16 protein-coding genes and 3 pseudogenes are annotated in these 18,757 nt (G+C 72.1%); 6 read left to right on the top strand and 13 right to left on the bottom strand.

Annotated features, from left to right (window positions below; translation table 11 throughout):
• The first annotated feature begins 137 nt into the window (after nt 1-137).
• The 4 genes and pseudogenes from QUE47_RS09490 to QUE47_RS09475 all read left to right on the top strand — a co-directional run bounded on the left by QUE47_RS09490 (nt 138) and on the right by QUE47_RS09475 (nt 5,124).
• A pseudogene (locus QUE47_RS09490) lies at nt 138-1,573 on the top strand (alpha,alpha-trehalose-phosphate synthase (UDP-forming)).
• 19 nt (nt 1,574-1,592) lie between these two features.
• Nucleotides 1,593-2,432 (top strand): trehalose-phosphatase, encoded by an 840-nt coding sequence (gene otsB, locus QUE47_RS09485; protein ID WP_286217092.1) that lies wholly within the window; start codon nt 1,593-1,595, stop codon nt 2,430-2,432.
• Between the two features lie 174 nt (nt 2,433-2,606).
• Nucleotides 2,607-3,731, top strand: coding sequence for an ABC transporter ATP-binding protein (locus QUE47_RS09480; RefSeq protein WP_286217091.1), 1,125 nt, complete (start codon nt 2,607-2,609; stop codon nt 3,729-3,731).
• 148 nt (nt 3,732-3,879) lie between these two features.
• Complete coding sequence (locus QUE47_RS09475) at nt 3,880-5,124, top strand: DUF4032 domain-containing protein (RefSeq protein WP_286217090.1); 1,245 nt, start codon at nt 3,880-3,882, stop codon at nt 5,122-5,124.
• 29 nt (nt 5,125-5,153) lie between these two features.
• Here the strand turns inward: QUE47_RS09475 and rlmB are convergent, their stop codons facing one another.
• The 3 genes from rlmB to QUE47_RS09460 all read right to left on the bottom strand — a co-directional run bounded on the left by rlmB (nt 5,154) and on the right by QUE47_RS09460 (nt 8,348).
• Entirely contained in the window at nt 5,154-6,149 is a 996-nt protein-coding gene (rlmB, locus tag QUE47_RS09470; protein ID WP_286217089.1) for a 23S rRNA (guanosine(2251)-2'-O)-methyltransferase RlmB, read from the bottom strand.
• A gap of 110 nt (nt 6,150-6,259) precedes the next feature.
• Nucleotides 6,260-7,696, bottom strand: coding sequence for a cysteine--tRNA ligase (cysS, locus tag QUE47_RS09465; RefSeq protein ID WP_286217088.1), 1,437 nt, complete (start codon nt 7,694-7,696; stop codon nt 6,260-6,262).
• 10 nt (nt 7,697-7,706) lie between these two features.
• On the bottom strand, nt 7,707-8,348 hold the full coding sequence (locus tag QUE47_RS09460; protein WP_286217087.1) for a TetR/AcrR family transcriptional regulator: 642 nt from the start codon (nt 8,346-8,348) through the stop codon (nt 7,707-7,709).
• Nucleotides 8,349-8,604: 256 nt separating this feature from the next.
• Between QUE47_RS09460 and QUE47_RS09455 the strand changes: the two genes are divergently transcribed.
• A complete protein-coding gene (locus QUE47_RS09455; protein ID WP_286217084.1) occupies nt 8,605-9,186 on the top strand; it encodes an LpqN/LpqT family lipoprotein in 582 nt (193 codons plus the stop codon).
• On the opposite strand, the gene ispF is transcribed toward QUE47_RS09455, so the two are convergent.
• The 4 genes and pseudogenes from ispF to QUE47_RS09435 form a co-directional block, all read right to left on the bottom strand.
• Complete coding sequence (gene ispF, locus QUE47_RS09450; RefSeq protein WP_286217083.1) at nt 9,173-9,709, bottom strand: 2-C-methyl-D-erythritol 2,4-cyclodiphosphate synthase; 537 nt, start codon at nt 9,707-9,709, stop codon at nt 9,173-9,175. The genes QUE47_RS09455 and ispF overlap by 14 nt on opposite strands.
• Nucleotides 9,706-10,251, bottom strand: coding sequence for an IspD/TarI family cytidylyltransferase (locus QUE47_RS09445; protein ID WP_286217082.1), 546 nt, complete (start codon nt 10,249-10,251; stop codon nt 9,706-9,708). Before QUE47_RS09445 ends, ispF begins: the two co-directional genes overlap by 4 nt.
• Nucleotides 10,252-10,331: 80 nt before the next feature.
• A pseudogene (locus QUE47_RS09440) lies at nt 10,332-10,511 on the bottom strand (hypothetical protein); the annotation flags it as partial.
• Nucleotides 10,512-10,548: 37 nt separating this feature from the next.
• Nucleotides 10,549-11,031: a CarD family transcriptional regulator gene (locus QUE47_RS09435; RefSeq protein WP_286217081.1), complete on the bottom strand. Its 483-nt coding sequence runs from the start codon at nt 11,029-11,031 to the stop codon at nt 10,549-10,551.
• A 651-nt stretch (nt 11,032-11,682) separates the two neighbouring features.
• Between QUE47_RS09435 and QUE47_RS09430 the strand changes: the two genes are divergently transcribed.
• Nucleotides 11,683-11,811 carry a hypothetical protein gene (locus QUE47_RS09430; RefSeq protein WP_286217080.1) on the top strand — a complete coding sequence of 43 codons (129 nt, stop codon included), beginning with the start codon at nt 11,683-11,685 and terminating at the stop codon, nt 11,809-11,811.
• 228 nt (nt 11,812-12,039) lie between these two features.
• Here the strand turns inward: QUE47_RS09430 and pstB are convergent, their stop codons facing one another.
• The 6 genes and pseudogenes from pstB to QUE47_RS09400 form a co-directional block, all read right to left on the bottom strand.
• A complete protein-coding gene (gene pstB, locus QUE47_RS09425; RefSeq protein ID WP_286217079.1) occupies nt 12,040-12,819 on the bottom strand; it encodes a phosphate ABC transporter ATP-binding protein PstB in 780 nt (259 codons plus the stop codon).
• Nucleotides 12,820-12,928: 109 nt separating this feature from the next.
• Nucleotides 12,929-13,900, bottom strand: coding sequence for a phosphate ABC transporter permease PstA (gene pstA / locus QUE47_RS09420; protein WP_286217078.1), 972 nt, complete (start codon nt 13,898-13,900; stop codon nt 12,929-12,931).
• Nucleotide 13,901: 1 nt separating this feature from the next.
• Nucleotides 13,902-14,885, bottom strand: coding sequence for a phosphate ABC transporter permease subunit PstC (pstC, locus tag QUE47_RS09415; RefSeq protein ID WP_350227509.1), 984 nt, complete (start codon nt 14,883-14,885; stop codon nt 13,902-13,904).
• A gap of 228 nt (nt 14,886-15,113) precedes the next feature.
• Nucleotides 15,114-16,211: a phosphate ABC transporter substrate-binding protein PstS gene (gene pstS / locus QUE47_RS09410; RefSeq protein WP_434019671.1), complete on the bottom strand. Its 1,098-nt coding sequence runs from the start codon at nt 16,209-16,211 to the stop codon at nt 15,114-15,116.
• A 323-nt stretch (nt 16,212-16,534) separates the two neighbouring features.
• Nucleotides 16,535-17,238, bottom strand: a pseudogene (locus QUE47_RS09405) (response regulator).
• Entirely contained in the window at nt 17,235-18,518 is a 1,284-nt protein-coding gene (locus QUE47_RS09400; RefSeq protein WP_286217076.1) for a sensor histidine kinase, read from the bottom strand. Before QUE47_RS09400 ends, QUE47_RS09405 begins: the two are co-directional and overlap by 4 nt.
• Nucleotides 18,519-18,757: the final 239 nt, after the last annotated feature.

Genomic DNA, 18,757 nt, shown 5'->3' with positions numbered 1-18,757 from the left:
CCGCGGGCGGCGGACGCACCGAGGACCGGCCGAGCCCAGGCCCCGAGGGCCTGCGGGCGATACCCTTGCTGCGCGCGCCCCGGCGCGCTCCGGCACTCCCAGACGGCCCTCGCGCCGCAGACGCACCAGGAGATCACGTGTCGTCCCAGGACGGATTCGACCTCGTCGTCGTGGCCAACCGGCTGCCCGTCGACATCACGAAGGACGACGACGGGAAGGTCAGCTGGAAGCGGTCGCCCGGCGGCCTGGTCACCGCGCTCGAACCGGTCATGCAGAAGGCGGACGGCGCGTGGGTCGGCTGGTCCGGCGGTCCCGGCCTGGAGGTCGAGCCGTTCGACGCCGACGACATGCGCCTCGTCCCGGTGACGCTCTCGGCCGACGAGATCGAGAAGTACTACGAGGGATTCTCCAACGACACGCTCTGGCCGCTCTACCACGACGTCATCTCACCGCCGGCCTACCACCGGCAGTGGTGGGACGCGTACAAGCGGGCGAACCAGAAGTTCGCGGACGCGGCGGCAGCACAGGCCGCCCCCGGAGCGATCGTCTGGGTGCACGACTACCAGCTCCAGCTGGTCCCGAAGATGCTGCGCGAGCAGCGGCCGGACCTGCGCATCGGCTTCTTCGACCACATCCCCTTCCCCCGCTCGAGCTGTTCCAGCAGCTCCCGTGGCGGCGCGCCATCATCGACGGGCTGCTCGGCGCCGACCTCATCGGGTTCCAGCGCGCCGGCGACGCCTCGAACTTCATCCGTGCCGTGCGCCGGCTGACGGACCACACGACCCGCGGGCCGATCATCACGATGCCCGACGCGAACGGGAAGCCGGGTCGGCACGTGCGCGCCGCCGCGTTCCCGATCTCGATCGACTCGGACCACTTCGACCAGCTCGCGCGCACCGACGACGTCCAGAAGCGCGCGCAGGAGATCCGCGACGACCTGGGCAACCCCGACGTGATCATGCTCGGCGTGGACCGCCTCGACTACACCAAGGGGATCCGCCACCGGATGAAGGCGTACGGCGAGCTGCTCAACGACGGGCGCCTCGACGTCGAGCACGCGACGCTGATCCAGATCGCGAGCCCGAGCCGCGAGAACGTCGGCGCCTACCAGGACCTGCGCGAGCACGTCGAGGGCCTGGCCGGCCGCATCAACGGCGAGTACGGGGAGATCGGCCACTCGGCGATCCACTACATGCACCACTCGTACCCGCCGGCGGAGATGGCCGCGCTGTACCTCGCGGCCGACGTCATGCTCGTCACCTCGCTGCGCGACGGCATGAACCTCGTCGCCAAGGAGTACGTCGCGGCGCGCTCCGACGACCGCGGCGTGCTCGTGCTCTCCGAGTTCACGGGCGCCGCCGACGAGCTCTCGGCGGGTGCCCTGCTGATCAACCCGCACGACATCGACGGCATGAAGGACACGATCGTCGCGGCCGCGCAGATGGACCACCGTGAGCAGCGCCGCCGCATGCGCAAGCTGCGCCGCCGGGTGCTCAACGACGACGTCGCCAAGTGGTCCGACTCGTTCCTCGGCGTCCTGACCGCGATGCCGCCCCGCACGGACTACGTCTGACCGACCGCAGGAGCCCGGAATGAGCGAAGCGCGCCCCGTGACCACCGACGGCCTCGAGGAGGTCCCGCCCACCCCGACCTCGGACGACGTGGCGCAGCTCGCGGGCCGTCGTCCGCTCCTGGTCGCGCTCGACTTCGACGGCGTGCTGGCGCCTCTCGTCGACGACCCGAAGGCCTCGCGGATGCTGCCCGCGTCGCGCGCTGCGCTCGAGCGGATCTCCGGGATCGACGGCGTCCAGGTCGCTCTGGTGTCGGGCCGCGACCTCGGGTCGCTCGCGGACCTCGCAGACCCGCCGACCGGGACGCTCGTCGTCGGCAGCCACGGCGCGGAGACAGGCGAGGTGACGGCGGACGGCGTCGTCCAGGTCCCCCTGGACCTCTCGCCGGAGCAGGAGGAGGCCCACACGGACCTGGTCGCCGGGTTCGAGGCCGCGATCGGGGACCTGCGCGGGGCGTGGGTCGAGACCAAGCCCACGGCCGCCGTCCTGCACACGCGGCTCGCCACCGACGAGGGGACGACGCAGGCCACCGAGGCCGCCGACGCCGTGGCCGCGCGGCTCGGGCTGGAGGCGATGCACGGGCACGACGTCGTGGAGGTCGCGGTGATCGAGACGTCCAAGGGTGTCGCGCTGACCAGGCTGCGGGCCGACCTCGCGTCGGCGCACGGCGTCGACGACGACACCGTCGCCGTGCTGTACGCGGGCGACGACACCACGGACGAGCGGGCCTTCGAGGTCCTCGGCGCCGACGACCTGACCGTGAAGGTCGGCCCCGGACGCACCCGGGCGCGGCGTCGGGTCGCCGACCCCGCGGCGTTCGCGGAGCTCCTCGGCTCGATCGCCACCGCGCTGGACGCCTGAACCGGGACCCGCTCCCGGCCGCGCGCGGGTCAGGCTATGCTTGCGCCAGGTCGGGGTCCGCAGACGGTCTCCGGCCGTGTCATCGCAGACACGTGTGAACTCACCTGAATGCACAGGCACACCACCACAACGGATCGTCCGGCACGTACCTGCCGGTGGAGGGATGTACCAGCCATGGCTACCGTCACCTACGACCACGCTACCCGGCTCTACCCCGGGACCGAGCGTCCAGCAGTGGACCAGCTCAACCTGCACATCGAGGACGGCGAGTTCCTCGTCCTCGTCGGCCCGTCGGGCTGCGGAAAGTCCACGTCGCTGCGCATGCTCGCCGGCCTCGAGGACGTCAACGGCGGTGCGATCTACATCGGTGACCGCGACGTCACCGACGTGCAGCCCAAGGACCGCGACATCGCGATGGTGTTCCAGAACTACGCGCTGTACCCGCACATGTCCGTCGCCGACAACATGGGCTTCGCCCTGAAGATCGCCGGCACCCCGAAGCAGGAGATCCGCAAGCGCGTCGAGGAGGCCGCGGAGATCCTCGACCTCACGGAGTACCTCGACCGCAAGCCGAAGGCGCTCTCCGGTGGTCAGCGTCAGCGCGTCGCGATGGGCCGTGCGATCGTCCGCCAGCCGCAGGTGTTCCTCATGGACGAGCCGCTGTCGAACCTCGACGCCAAGCTCCGTGTCCAGACCCGTACGCAGATCGCGTCGCTCCAGCGTCGCCTCGGCGTCACCACGGTCTACGTCACGCACGACCAGACCGAGGCGCTCACGATGGGTGACCGCATCGCGGTCCTCAAGGACGGGCTCCTGCAGCAGGTCGGCACCCCGCGCGACATGTACGACACCCCCGCGAACGTGTTCGTCGCCGGGTTCATCGGCTCGCCGGCCATGAACCTCGCGACCTTCGAGATCACGGACGGTCACGCCCGCGTGGGCCAGGCCGACGTCAAGCTCGACCCCGAGGTCATCGCGAAGCTGACGCCGGAGGACAAGAACCATGTCGTCCTCGGCTTCCGTCCCGAGGCGCTCGACCAGACGGACGAGGGCGCGCCCGGCGCGTTCCCGGTCGAGGTCAACATCGTCGAGGAGCTCGGCTCCGACGCGTTCGTGTACGGCACGCTGACGGGCCCTGCGGCCTCCGAGGCGATCGTCTCCTCGGGCGCCGGCGCCGGCCAGATCATCGTGCGCGTCAACCCGCGCAGCGTCCCGGGCAAGGGCGCGACGATCTGGGTCAAGATCCGCGAGGGCCAGCAGCACGTGTTCTCGTCGGCGACGGGCGAGCGCCTGTCCTGACGCACCGACCGCTGTCGTGGCCTCGGCTGCGGCACCGGTAAGCACACAGCACGTCCGGACGGGGCGGGCACGGCACACGCCGGGCCCGCCCCGTTCGATATCCTGCACGCGGACGGTGGTCGCACCGGCCGCAACCGAAGGGCCCACCGTGCAGAACCTCCAGATCACCGCCTCGTCGCCCGACCCGGCGCTGCTCGACCTCCCGTGGAGCATCCCGCTGATCGAGTGGCCGGACGAGGTCCTGGCCGCCCTCCCCCGAGGCATCTCTCGCCACATCGTGCGCTTCGTCCGCCTCTCCGGGCGGGTCATCGCGATCAAGGAGATCGGCGAGAGCGTCGCCTACCGGGAGTTCGAGCTGCTGCGCCAGCTCCGCAAGCTCGACGTCCCGAGCGTCGTGCCCGTCGGGGTGATCACCGGTCGCACCGACGCGAACGGCGAGCGCCTCGAAGCCGTCCTCATCACCGAGCACCTGCAGTTCTCGCTGCCGTACCGCGCGCTGTACAGCCAGTCGCTGCGACCAGACACGGCGACCCGCCTCATCGACGCGCTCGCCGTGCTGCTCGTCCGCCTGCACCTGACGGGCTTCTACTGGGGCGACGTCTCCCTCTCGAACACCCTGTTCCGGCGGGACGCCGAGACGTTCTCGGCCTACCTGGTCGACGCCGAGACCGGCGACCTGCACCGCACGCTGACCCCGGGCCAGCGCAACTACGACGTCGACCTCGCGCGGACCAACATCATCGGCGAGCTCATGGACCTCAGCGCCGGCGAGCTCCTCGACGAGGAGGTCGACGAGGTCGCGATCGGCGACCGCCTCGTGGAGCGGTACGACGAGCTGTGGAACGCGCTCACCGACGCGGAGTCGTTCGTCGACGCCGAGCGCTGGCGCGTGGCCGCCCGCATCGAGCGGCTCAACGAGCTCGGGTTCGACGTCGGGGAGCTCGAGATCACCACGGACATCGACGGCACGTCGGTGCGGATCCAGCCGAAGGTCGTGGACGCCGGGCACCACTCACGCCGGCTGCTGCGCCTCACGGGCCTCGACGTCCAGGAGAACCAGGCGCGCCGGCTGCTCAACGACCTCGACTCGTTCCGCGCCGCAGCGGAACGGCAGAACGACGACGAGGAGTTCGTCGCGCACGACTGGCTGAGCTCGGTCTTCGAGGCCACCATCCAGGCGGTGCCCCGCAACCTGCGCCGCAAGCTCGAGCCGGCGCAGCTCTTCCACGAGATCCTCGACCACCGCTGGTACATCTCCGAGCAGGCCGGCCGCGACGTCCCGCTCCCGGACGCGACCGCGTCGTACGTGGAGAACGTGCTGCGCAACCGGCCGGACGAGAAGTCGCTGCTGGGCCTCGCCCCGGGCGAGAAGGACCCGGACGAGGACCAGTAGCGCCCGTCAGCGCGCGGCGGGGACCGCCGTCAGGCGGACGCCGCCTGGCGGCGCAGGCGCGCGACCTCGTAGAGCGAGATGCCCGTCGCCGTCGCGGCGTTCAGGGACTCCGTCTCGCCACCGATCGGGATCGACGCCACGACGTCGCAGGTGGCGCGCACCAGTCGCGACAGGCCCTTGCCCTCGGACCCGGCGACGAGCACGACCGGGTCGGTCGCGAACGCCATCTCGTCGATGGTGACGTCACCGCCGGCGTCGAGGCCGACGACGAAGCAGCCGGCCTTCTTGAGCTCCTCGAGCGCACGGACCAGGTTCGTGGCGCGGGCGACGGGCACCCGCGCGGCGGCGCCCGCGGAGACCTTCCAGACCGACGCCGTGACCCCGGCGGCGCGGCGCTCGGGGACGAGCACCCCGTGCGCACCGAACGCGCCCGCGGAGCGCAGCACGGCCCCGACGTTGCGCGGGTCCGTGACGCCGTCGAGGGCGATGATCAGGGGCGGTCGGCCGCTGTCGGCAGCCAGGTCGAGCAGGTCGTCGACGTCCTTGTACTCGTAGGGCGGCACGTGCAGGGCGACGCCCTGGTGGACCGCTCCGTCCGTGAGCCGGTCGAGGTCGAGCTTCGAGGCCTCGCGCAGGTCGTAGCCGCGACCCATCGCGATGTCGAGGATCTCCTTGGTCCGGTCGTCGCTCTCGAGCCGGCTGGACACGTAGACCGTCTGGACCGGGATCTCGGAGCGCAGCGCCTCGAGCACCGAGTTGCGGCCCGCCACCATCTCCAGCGCGGTGCCCGACGACCCGGCGCGGTCGCGCGCCCGGGCGTCCTTGCCGCCGCGCGGTCCGGACGACGCAGCGCGGCGCTCGGCCGCCTGCTTGCGCTCGTGCGCGGGGTGGTACGTGCGGTCCTCGGCCTTCGGCGTCGGGCCCTTGCCCTCGAGGGAGCGGCGGTTCTTGCCGCCGGTGCCCGGGGTCGAGGCCTTCTTCGTGGACTTGCGCGTCGCGCCTCGGCGCTGGGAGTTGCCTGCCATGGTGGTACCCGTCGTTCCGTCTGTCGTGGTGGTGGTCGCTCCCCCACCGTGCTCGTCACGGGGGCGGGACCAGGGAGGTCGCGGGACGTCGTCCGACACCCGCGAGGGATTCAGCCGCCGGAACGGCGGTCCGCGAGGGACCACCGGACGCCGTCCGAGGAGTCCTGGACCACGATCCCGGCCGCGGACAGCCGGTCGCGGATCGCGTCGCTCGTCGCGAAGTCCTTGGCCCGCCGCGCCTCGGCGCGCGCCTCGATCTCGGCGGCGATGACCGCGTCGAGGGCCTGCGCGTAGCGCGAGTCGTCGGCGGCGGCCCACTGCGGCGAGCCCGGGTCGATGCCGAGCACGTCGAGCATCGCGCGCAGGGCCACCAGGTGGTGCCGCGCGACCGTGACCGCGGCGGCGGAGCCGTCGGCGAGCGCCGAGTTGCCGGCGCGCAGGTGCTCGTGGACCACGGCGAGAGCCTGCGGGACGTTGAGGTCGTCGTCGAGCGCGGCGGCGAAGGCGGTCGGGAGCTCGGCGTCGCGGACCTCCTCGCAGGGGACGACGCCGACGCGCTCCTGAGCACGCTCGACGAAGCCCGCGAGCCGGTCCCACGTGGCCTCGGCCTCGGCGAGCGTGTCCGGACCCCACTCGAGCATCGAGCGGTACTGCACCGAGACGATGGCGTAGCGCACGACGACGGGGCGCGTGGCGGCGAGGAGCTCGCGCACCAGGAGCCCGTTGCCGAGCGACTTGCTCATCTTGACGCCGCTCTGGGTGATCCAGGCGGAGTGCAGCCAGTACCGCGCGAAGGGGTCGCCGACGGCGTTGGACTGGGCCTGCTCGTTCTCGTGGTGCGGGAACCGCAGGTCGAGCCCACCGCCGTGGATGTCGAACTCCTCGCCCAGGTACCGCGTCGCCATCGCGGAGCACTCGAGGTGCCAGCCGGGCCTGCCCCGACCGAACGGCGTCGGCCAGGACGCCGTCTCGGGCTCACCCGGCTTGGCCGCCTTCCAGAGGGCGAAGTCGCGCGGGTCGCGCTTGACGCCGTCGGGGACGTCGTCGCCCGCCGGCGTGAGGTCCTCCAGCCGCTGGTTGGTCAGCGAGCCGTAGCCTGCCCACGACCGGACGTCGAACCAGACGTCGCCGCCCGTGGCGTAGGCGTGGCCGGACTCGAGGAGACGCTCGACGAGCGCGACCATGTCGGTGACGTGCGCCGTCGCGTGCGGCTCGTACGTCGGCCGGGAGACGCCGAGCGCCTCGTAGGCCGCCGTGAACTCCTGCTCGTGGATCGCGGCCCACGCCCACCAGGGCTCGCCCGCCTCGGCCGACTTCGCGAGGATCTTGTCGTCGATGTCCGTGACGTTCCGGATCAGCGTCACCCGGTCGCCCTTGCGCCGCAGCCACCGGACGAGCACGTCGAAGGCGACCGCGGGTCGCAGGTGACCGACGTGCGGGGACGCCTGGACCGTCGCACCGCACAGGTAGAGCCCGACCTCGCCCGGCACTCGGGGGACGAAGTCGCGCACAGCCCGCGTGGCGGTGTCGAACAGGCGAAGGGTCACGCCCGACAGGCTACCGGGCGGGGTGCACCTGAGCCGAACTTCGGGGTGCCGGGCTCGACTCCGGGACCGCCAGCGACAACGCGTAGTCGGCGAGGGCGTGGAAGCTCGCGCGCGCCGCCTCGTCGTCCTGGTCGACGAGCCAGGCGATCTCGATCCCGTCGATGAACCCGGCGACGAGCCGCACCAGGAAGTCGAGGTCCACGGTGTACCGGATGCCCGTGACCTCGGCGAGCTCGACGAGGACGCCGCGCGTCATCGCCCAGGTCTGCTCGAGGTGCTGCTGCGCGACGGGCCGCAGCGCCCGGTTGCGCACGCCCGCCGTGGCGAACTCGAAGGTCAGCAGGCGCATGTGGCGGCGGGCCTGCAGGCCCTCCCACAGCCCCTCCGCGGCCGTGTGGGCCACCGTCGCGGGGTCCGTGCCCACGGTCAGGGCGGCCCGGACGGGCTCCGAGGCGACGTAGGCCATGGTCCTGCCCATGGCCTGCAGCAGGTCGTCCTTGTCGTCGAAGCAGTAGTGCACGACCCCGAGGGAGACCTCCGCCTCCTGCGCGACCGCGCGGATGGTCACGGCCTCGACGCCGTCGCTCGCGGCGACCCTGAGCGCGGCGTCGAGCAGCTGGGTCCGGCGCTCGTCGATCGGCATGCGGCCCATCCCTCGACTCCTCCTCCGTCGGCTCGCGCGGCTGCTCCACGCTTGCGGGAGCACACCGTCGCAGGGCGCGGCGGCGTCGGGGCCGAGTCAAGCACGGGACGCCCCCGCGCGCACGGTGTCCGCACCGGCGCCGGCAGGGGGCTCCCGCAGGGCACAATGGGTGCGCACCCGGGCGACGACGCACGTACCGAACGCGAGCAGCCCGGGCCGCACCCCACGCCCCGGTGCGTGCGGTCCACCTCGAGGAAGGACGCCGATGAGCGAGCGCGGGACACGACGACGCGGCGTCGCGCTCACGGCGCTGGCCGGCGTCACGCTCGCCCTGACGGCCTGCGGCGCCCCGTCGTCGGACGCGCAGGCGGACGCGGCGACCGGCGACGGGACGCGGACGTTCCAGGTCCCCGGCTCGGAGCTCCCGCTGACCGTCACCGCGCCCGCGGGCTGGGACGCGACGACCCAGGACGGCGTCTACTTCCTGCGGTCCGACGAGCGCTACGGCGACGCGGGGGTCCGGCCGAGCGTGGTCGTCACGGCCGACGACGCCCCGCAGGGGTCGGTCGACGACGCGGCCGCCGCCATCGAGGACTACGCCTCCGGGGCCCTCACCGGCTGGGTCACGCAGGACGCGGGACCCACGACGTTCGCCGGGCTCGACGCGGCCGAGGTGATCGGCAGCCACGAGACCGAGGGGGTGCCGCTCACCCAGGAGTCGACCGTCGTCGACACGTCGTCGGACGGCGCCGCTCACCAGGCCGTGGTCACCGTCACCTACGGGCAGGGCGACACGGCCGGCGCCGAGTCCGCGCGCGCGGTCGCCGAGACCCTCACGGTCGGCTGACCGGCACGACGAGCGCCGTCGCGATCGCGGCGATCCCCTCGTCCCGGCCGGTGAGGCCGAGACCGTCGGTGGTCGTCGCCGAGAGCGTCACCGTGGCGTCGATCGCCTCCCCGAGGAGCTGCTCGGCCTCCCGCCGCCGACCGCCGATGCGTGGCCGGTTGCCCACGAGCTGCACGGCCACGTTGCCGATCTCGAACCCGGCGGCCCGGACCCGACGCGCGGCCTCGCCGAGGAGCCGGACGCCGCCGGCTCCGGCCCACTCGGGCTCCGACGTGCCGAAGTTCGAGCCCAGGTCCCCGACGCCCGCGGCGGCCAGGAGCGCGTCCGCCGCCGCGTGCGCGACCACGTCCGCGTCGGAGTGGCCCGCGAGACCTCGCTCGCCCGGCCAGTGCAGGCCCGCGATCCAGAGGTCCCGCTCCTGCCCCTCCGGGACGAACGCGTGGACGTCGATGCCGGTGCCCACGCGCGGCAGGACCGCCGCTGACGGGTCCGGCCGTCCGGGCCCGTCGCTCGGGTCGCTCATGCGCCCTCCCGGAGCAGCATCTCGGCGACCCGGAGGTCGCGCTCGGTCGTGATCTTCATTGCCCGCTCGTCGCCCGGGACGCACCACACCGGCAGCCCGAGCGCCTCGACGAGACCCGCGTCGTCCGTCGCCTCGGAGCCGTCACCCCGGACCGCGGCGTGGGCGTCGACGAGCACCCCGACCCGGAACCCCTGGGGCGTCTGGACCGCACGGAGCAGGTCCCGGTCGGGCGTCGACTCGACCACGTGCGTGACCGCCGACCCCGCACCGGGTGCCGCCGCCACGCGTTTCACCGTGTCGGTCACCGGCACGACGGGGATCACCGCGTCGTGCCCCGAGCGCACCGCGCGGTCCACGCGGACGACCAGGTCCGCGGGCACCAGGGGCCGGGCGGCGTCGTGCACGAGGACGACCTCGCACCCGGGAAGAGCCTCGAGACCGGCGGCGAGGCCGGCAGCGACGGAGTCGCGGCGGGTCGCTGCCCCCGGGACCACGAGGACGGCCGCACCGCTCGGGTCCGCGCTCCCCGGCGCGGCGGCCACGGCCTCGCGGACGGCCTCGATCGCAGCGGGGGTGCGGTGACCACCACGAGGTCGACGACCCCCGAGCGCCCGAGCGCTGCCGCAGCCCGCCCGACGATCGCGACGCCGCCGAGCGGGACCAGGGCCTTCGGCACGTCGCGACCGAGCCGCGTGCCCGAGCCGGCGGCGGTCACGATGGCCAGGGTCGTCACCGGCGACACGCTAGCGGACGAACGACGACGGCGACCCGTCGGCCGGAGCCGGGGGTCGCCGTCGTTCATGGAGTCCGGGGCTGTCGAGCGCCGGCTCGGTGGTTCGTCAGGAGGCGAGGACCTCGTCGAGGATCGTCTCGGCCTTGCTCTCCTCCGTGTGCTCTGCGAGCGCGAGCTCGGAGACGAGGATCTGCCGCGCCTTGGCGAGCATCCGCTTCTCGCCGGCGGAGAGCCCGCGGTCCGCGTCCCGACGCGACAGGTCGCGCACGACCTCCGCGACCTTGATCACGTCGCCCGAGGCGAGCTTCTCGAGGTTGGCCTTGTACCGGCGCGACCAGTTGGTCGGCTCCTCGGTGTACGGGGCGCGCAGCACCTCGAACACCTTGTCGAGGCCCTCCTGGCCCACGACGTCACGGACGCCGACGAGGTCGACGTTCTCTGCTGGGACTTCGATGGTCAGGTCACCCTGTGCGACCTTGAGCTTGAGGTAGGTCTTGTCCTCACCGCGGATGGTGCGCGTCTTGATCTCCTCGATCAGCGCGGCCCCGTGGTGAGGGTAGACAACTGTCTCGCCTACTGTGAACGTCATCGGCTGTGTGTCCCCTTTCGCGGCACCAAATTCTATCACGGGGCCTCCACGGGACCGTCACGCGCTCCTGGGACGACGCCTGCTGCGACGCCTGCTGCGACGCCGCCTCGACAGCGGCCACGACCGGCCACGACCTGGGCGGACGGCCCGATCCACCACCGATCCACTAGGCTGACCCCGGGCCCCCGGTGCGCAGCGCGCACCGGCCCGAGCAGCACCTGAGCAGCACAGCCGACCAGCAGATCCGAGCAGCACACCCGGACGCCAGCACCTTGGAGAGCCCGTGACCCGCACGACCCGCACCGCCACCGCACGACCTGGCGCGCTCCGCCGCTCCATCGTCGCCGTCCCGGTCGCCGCAGCCGCGCTCCTCGCGGGCTGCGCACCGGTCACGACGGACCTCGAGTACTCGGCGTCCGACGGTCTCGCCACGCGTGACCTCGGCGACGTGCGGGGCATCAACCTGCTCGTGATCTCCGAGGGCGGCGGCGCCCCGGGCGAGCTGCACGGCGCCTTCACGAACGACGGCACCGACGACGCCACCGTCCAGGTGACGCCCGACGGCTCCGCGCCCGTGAGCTACCAGGTCCCGGCCGGGGGACCGTCTACATCGGTACCGACGACGGCGAGGACGGGGCCATCGACCAGGTCGTGGCCGAGCCGGGGGCGCTGCTCCCCCTGCAGCTCACCAGCGGCGAGGCCGCCGAGGAGCTCGCGGTGCCGGTCCTGGACGGCACCCTGCCCGAGTACGAGGGTTCGCTCCCCGCCGACGACGCCTGACGCGCCTGGCACGGCCCGGCACGGCCCGGCACGGCCGACACGGCCGACACGGCCCGGGCATCGGCCGACGCGCACCCGAGGACGAACGACGACGGCGGTCCCTCCCGGAGAGCTCAGCTCTCGGGAGGGACCGCCGTCGTTCGTCGGGTGCCGGTCACCCAGGATCCGCGTCGCGACCCGCGGGACGGGTGACCCTGAGGCCCCGGCCCGCGCCGCGTCGTCCGACGATCAGCCGAAGCGACCCGAGATGTAGTCCTCGGTCGCCTGCTCGCTGGGGGACGAGAACATCACGCCGGTGTCGTCCATCTCGATGAGCTTGCCCGGCTTGCCGGTGCCGGCGATGTTGAAGAAGCCGGTCCGGTCGCTCACGCGCGCCGCCTGCTGCATGTTGTGCGTGACGATGCAGATCGTGTAGTCCTGCTTGAGCTCGGTGATGAGGTCCTCGATCGCGAGGGTCGAGATCGGGTCGAGGGCCGAGCACGGCTCGTCCATCAGGAGCACCTGCGGGCGCACCGCGATCGCGCGCGCGATGCACAGCCGCTGCTGCTGACCGCCGGAGAGGCCGGACCCGGGCTTCGCGAGCCGGTCCTTGACCTCTTCCCACAGGTTCGCGTGGCGCAGCGACTCCTCCACCAGGTCGGCGGCGTCGGACTTGGAGATCTTCTTGTTCACGAGGCGGACGCCGGCGAGGACGTTCTCCTCGATCGACATCGTCGGGAACGGGTTGGGCCGCTGGAAGACCATGCCGACCTGACGGCGGACGGCGACCGGGTCGACGTCGTCCCCGTAGAGGTCGACGCCCTCCATGGCGACCGTGCCCTCGACGCGCGCACCGGGGATGACCTCGTGCATGCGGTTGAGGGTGCGCAGGAAGGTCGACTTGCCGCAGCCCGACGGCCCGATGAACGCGGTCACCGACTTCGGCTCGATCGCCATGCTGACGTCCTCGACGGCGAGGAAGTCGCTGTAGAAGATGTTCAGGTCCTTCACGTCGATGCGCTGTGCCATCGTCTGGTTCCTTGTCTGTGCCGAGAGTGTCGTGCAGAGCTGCTCGTCTGCTGTGTCGTGGTGCGCTGCCGGGGGCTGCGCGGGTCGTGCCCGCGCAGCTGCCGGACCGTCAGCGGATCTTGGGTGAGAAGTAGCGCGAGACGAGCCGCGCGAGGATGTTGAGGACCATGACGATGAGGATCAGCGTCAGGGCCGCCGCCCAGGCGCGGTCGAAGTTGATCTCCGGGATGCAGACCGCAGAAGCATCGTTGCACGGCACGTAGCCCTGCGAGTACTGGCGGTAGACGTACACCGGGAGCGTCATCATGCGACCGTCGAAGAGGTTGAAGTTGATCGAGTCGATGACACCGACCGTGATCAGCAGCGGGGCGGTCTCACCGATGACGCGGGCGACCGCGAGCATGACACCCGTGACGATCCCGGCCGTGGCGGTGCGCAACACGACCTTGACGATGGTCAGCCACTTGGGCACCCCGAGCGCGTAGGACGCCTCGCGGAGCTCGTTGGGGACGAGCTTGAGCATCTCCTCGGTCGACCGCACGACCACCGGGATCATCAGCACGGACAGGGCGATCGAACCCATGATGCCCATGCTGATGCCGGGGCCGAAGAAGACCGCGAAGAGCGCGTAGGCGAACAGACCGGCGACGATCGACGGGATGCCCGTCATGACGTCGACGAAGAACGTCACCGATCGTGCCAGCGAACCCCGGCCGTACTCGACGAGGTAGATCGCCGTCAGGATCCCGATGGGCACCGAGATGATCGTGGCGCCGAGCGTGATCTCGAACGTGCCGACGATCGCGTGGTAGATCCCGCCGGCGTCCATGCCGCCGAACACCCCGCGCATCGAGTGCGTGAGGAAGTACCAGTCGAACCGCTCGATCCCGTTGGACAGGACCGTCCAGGCGACCGAGATCAGCGGGATCACGGCCAGCGCGAAGGCGACGTACACGACGACCTGCATCGCGCGGTCCTTGCGGCGGCGCCCGGTGTCGACCGTGCGGAGCGCCTTGCGCACCTCGTCGGAGCGGTCCGAGCGGGGCGCGGCCGGCTGCGGGGAAGCTGTGGTGGCGGTCATGTCAGTTGGCCCCCGAGAAGTCCTTGCGACGCGCGACGATCGCACGCGCGGCCATGTTCACGGCCATGGTGATGACGAAGAGTGCGAGCCCGGTGGCGATCAGGGTGCTCACGCCGAGGCCCGAGGCCTCGGGGTACTGCGCGGCGATGTTCGCCGCGATCGTCTGCTGCTGACCGGCCTGCAGCACCGCGAACGAGTACATGGCCCCGGGCGACAGGATCATGAGCACCGCCATCGTCTCGCCGAGCGCGCGGCCGAGGCCCAGCATCGACGCGGAGATGATCCCGGAGCGGGCGAACGGCAGGACCGCCGTGCGGATCATCTCCCAGCGCGTCGCCCCGAGGGCCAGCGCGGCCTCCTCGTGCAGGCGCGGGGTCTGGAGGAACACCTCGCGGCTGACCGCGGTGATGATCGGCAGGATCATCACCGCCAGGACGACCGCGACCGTGAGCATGACGCGCGCCGGGTTCGCCGCAGGCCCCGCGAAGAGCGGGATCCACCCGAGGGTCGAGGACAACCACTCCCAGACCGGCTGCACGACCGGCGTCACGACGATCGCGCCCCAGAGCCCGTAGACCACCGAGGGGATGGCGGCCAGCAGGTCGATGACGTAGCCGAGCGCCTGCGCCATGCGGCGCGGCGCGTAGTGCGAGATGAAGAGCGCGATGCCGATGGCGAGCGGCACCGCGATGAGCATGGCCAGCGCCGAGCCGAGGAGCGTGCCGAAGACCAGCGGGCCCACGAACGTCAGGAGGTTCGCGTCCTCGGGGAACCACGAGATGCTCTCGGCGAGAGTCTCGCTCCCGGCGCTGATCGACGGCCACGCCTCGATCACGAGGAAGATCGCGACCGCGGCGAGGACCGCGAGGATCAGCGCCCCGGCACCGGTGGCGGTGATGCGGAACGCTCGGTTGACGCCACGGTCGCTCGAGCGTCGGCGTCGCGTACGCACGCGCGGTGCGTCCTGCTGTGCCGTGGTGGTCACGGAAGCTCCTTCTGTGGTCCGAGCGCCTGCCCGAGGGTCACGCTCACGTCGCTGGTGGTGCCGTCCTACCGATCCTGCCCCGGACGCCGGGGCGTGTCACGCCGATGCCGGTGACCCGGTCGGAGTCCCGACCCGGCCACCGGCGGCGTGCCCTGCAGTTGCTGCTGCGACGGGGCGTCGTGCGTCAGCCCCCGACGGTGCCGGCCCCGCGGGCGGGGCCGGCGACGATCACTTGACGCCGATGGCGTCGATCGCGGTGGTGACCTCGGTGCGGAGCGCGTCGGAGATCGGCGCGGACCCAGCGGCGGAGGCCGAGGCCTCCTGGCCCTCGGGGCTCGCGACGTAGCCGAGGAAGCCCTTGACGAGGTCGGCCTCGGCCTGGTCCTCGTACTGGGCGCACGCGAGGTGGTACGACACGAGGACGATCGGGTAGGCGCCCGACTCGGTCGTGTCGCGAGCGAGCTCGAGCGCGAAGTCGTACTGACCGCGACCCTCGATGTTCTCCGAGGCGTCCACGACCTTGGCGGCGGCCTCCGGGGAGTACGGGACGTACTCCTCGCCGACCTTCACCTCGACCGTGCCGAGGTCGCCGGCCTGCGACGCGTCGGCGTAGCCGATCGTCCCGTCGCCGCCCTGGACCGTCTGCACGACACCGGAGGTGCCCTGGGCCGACTGGGTGCCCGAGACGGGCCAGTCGCCGGAGGCCTCGTGCGGCCAGGCGTCGCCCGCCGCCGCGACGAGGTACTCCGTGAAGTTCTCCGTGGTGCCGGACTCGTCCGAGCGGTTCACGGGGGTGACGGCCGTGGCGGGGAGCGTCGCGTCAGGGTTCTGCTCGGCGATCGCCGGGTCGTCCCAGCTCGTGATGTCGCCGTTGAAGATCCCCGCGATCGTCGGAGCGTCGAGCTTGAGCTGGTCGACGCCCTCGAGGTTGAAGATCACCGCGATGGGGCTGATGTACATGGGGAGCTCGAGGACGTCGCCGTCGAGGCAGCGTGCCTGCGCGTCGACGATCTCCTCGTCGTCCAGCGCCGCGTCGGAGCCGGCGAACGACGTCGCGCCCTCGATGAAGTTCGTGCGGCCACCGCCCGAGCCGATGGGGTCGTAGTTGACGGTCACGTCGGGCTGGGCGCTCTGGAACCCGGCACGCCACGCGTTCATCGCGGCCTCCTGGGAGCTGGCACCGGCACCGTTGAGCGAGCCGCTGAGCGTCGCCTCGTCCGAGGTCGCAGCGCTGTCGTCGCCACCCGCGGCGTCGCCGACCGGGTCGTCCGAGCCGCACGCGGTCAGAGTGAGTGCGAGCGCGCCCACGGCGACTGCGGTACCCACGCGGGAGATTCGGCTGAGCTTCACGTGTCGTTCCATCCTGTTCAGCGTCGGTCGTCACGGCAGGTGCCGTTGACGTGCCCGACGCTAAGGATGGTGAGTGAAGCGCACGGGCCACGAGGGTGAACGGAGGGTGAACAGTGCCTGGCCGCTCAGCACGTCCGGGCGATCTCCGCTCGCGCTGTGCCCTTGGTCACACCAGAATTCGCACGGGCAGCCTGCCGCGAGGTCGTCCTCGACCTCGCGGCCCGGCCGGTCAGGCCTGGACCCGTCACTGCCGGGAAGCCGGCCGGGACGGGCCGGCCGGGACGGGCCGGCCGGGACGGTCAGACCTCGTCGTCCTCGATCTTGTAGCCGAGGCCGCGCACCGTCACCAGGAGGGTCGGCGACGAGGGGTCGCTCTCGATCTTCGCGCGGATCCGCTTGACGTGGACGTCGAGCGTCTTGGTGTCCCCGACGTAGTCGGACCCCAGACCCGGTCGATGAGCTGGCCCCGCGTCAGGACCCGCCCCGCGTTGCGCAGCAGCAGCTCCAGCAGCTCGAACTCCTTCAGCGGGAAGGCCACCGCCTCGCCGCGCACGGTGACCGTGTGACGGTCGACGTCCAGATCCACCGGCCCGACCGTGAGCGACGAGTCGTCGTCGGAGGTCTCGACGCTCTGGACCTCTCCGCCGCGACGGCGGAGCACCGCGCGGACGCGCGCGAGGAGCTCGCGGAACGAGTACGGCTTGGTAACGTAGTCGTCCGCCCCGAGCTCGAGCCCCACGACCTTGTCGATCTCGGAGTCCTTGGCCGTCAGCATGATGACGGGCACGTCGCCGCGCAGACGGAGCTCGCGGCACACCTCCGTCCCGCTGAGCCCTGGCAGCATGAGGTCGAGCAGCACGATGTCGGCGCCGCCCTCGTCGTACGCCGTGAGACCCGCGATCCCGTCCGCCGCCGCTGCGACCTCGTAGCCCTCCCGCTCGAGCTGGTACGTCAACGGGTCGCGGTACGACTCCTCGTCCTCGACCACCAGGATGCGCGTCACGCACCCACCTCCTTCTCCGTCGTTGCGTCGTCTGTCGTCGGTGTCGCTCGCGCGCTGTCCTGCTGTGGTTCTCGCGTCGCCCCGCCGTCCGCGGGGTTCTCGACCACCGGCCCGAGGTCCTGGTCGGGGCGCGCGTTCTGCGCCGAGGGGATCCGGAGCGTGAAGGTGGAGCCTCGACCGGGTTCGGACCACATCGTGACGTCCCCGCCGTGGTCGGCCGCGACGTGCTTGACGATGCTGAGCCCCAGACCGGTCCCGCCGGTGTCCCTCGACCGTGCGGGGTCGACCCGGTAGAACCGTTCGAAGACGCGCTCCCGGGCCTCCGGGGCGATACCGATCCCCTGGTCCACCACGGCGATCTGCACCAGGCCGTCGTCCTCGACGGACACCCCGACCCCGACACGGGTGCCGGAGCCGGAGTAGGAGACGGCGTTGTCGAGGAGGTTCCGCAGCGCGGTGACGAGCAGCCCGTGGTCGCCGTACACGGTCGTGTCGAGCGCCCCGCCGGCGGCGATGGTGATCCCCTTGGCCTGCGCAGCGGTCCGGGACCGGTCGACGGCCTCCTCGACCACGCCCCGGACCTCGACGACGGCGACCTCCTGGAGGGCCCCCGCGACCTGCAGCCGCGACAGCTCGATGATCTCGTGCACGAGCGCGGAGAGGCGCTTGGCCTCCCGCTGCATCCGCTCGCTGAACCGTCGCACCGCGACCGGGTCGTCCGCCGCGTCCTGCACGGTCTCGGCCAGCAGCGCGAGCGCCCCGACGGGCGTCTTGAGCTCGTGCGAGACGTTGACGACGAAGTCGCGCCGGATCATCTCGACCCGGCGGGCCTCGGTGCGGTCCTCGGCGAAGACGAGGATGTGGTCGGGCGAGATCTGCGCGACGCGGACCTGCAGGACGACCATGCCGCGGCCCGCGGGCCCGCGCGGCAGGTCGAGCTCCTCGTCGCGGATCACCCCGTCCCGGCGGACGGCGTCGACCAGCTCCCGGATCGAGGCGTGGGCGATCGCGTCGTCCCGCACCACGCCCAGGGCGTACGCGGGCGGGCTCGCCCGCAGCACCTCGCCGTCGCCGTCGAGGACGACCGCAGCGGACCTCAGGACGGCCAGGACGCGGATCAGCCCTTCGTCGAGCTCCGACGACGGCTCCTCGGGCTGGGCCTTCTGCACGCGCTCGCTGAACCGGAAGGCGATGGCGGCGACCACGCCGACCACGACGCCGACGATGCCGGCGGCGAGCACGCTCACGCCGTTGATGACACCCTCGGCCTCCCCGATCACGTCGTCAGCCTACGGGGGCGAGCGGCTCCGGCCCGACGAACGATGCGGCCCGGGAGCGGTCCGGCCACACATGTCACCGACTGTTCACCCGGAGGGCCCCCGGGTTCACCCCCGCGCCTGCACAGACTCTAGTGCAGGTGTCACACTGGGCGCGTCCGCGCGACGACCGCGCGGAGACGACCGTCCGGTCCCCCGGCGCTCAGCGACGTCCGGACCCGCGCCGACGGTCGCAGCGGCGC

This window comes from Paraoerskovia sediminicola, assembly GCF_030296575.1.
GTDB classification, from domain to species: domain Bacteria; phylum Actinomycetota; class Actinomycetes; order Actinomycetales; family Cellulomonadaceae; genus Paraoerskovia; species Paraoerskovia sediminicola.
The sequence above is the reverse complement of the archived record's forward strand: the minus strand, read 5'-3'. Positions and strand labels throughout refer to the sequence as shown.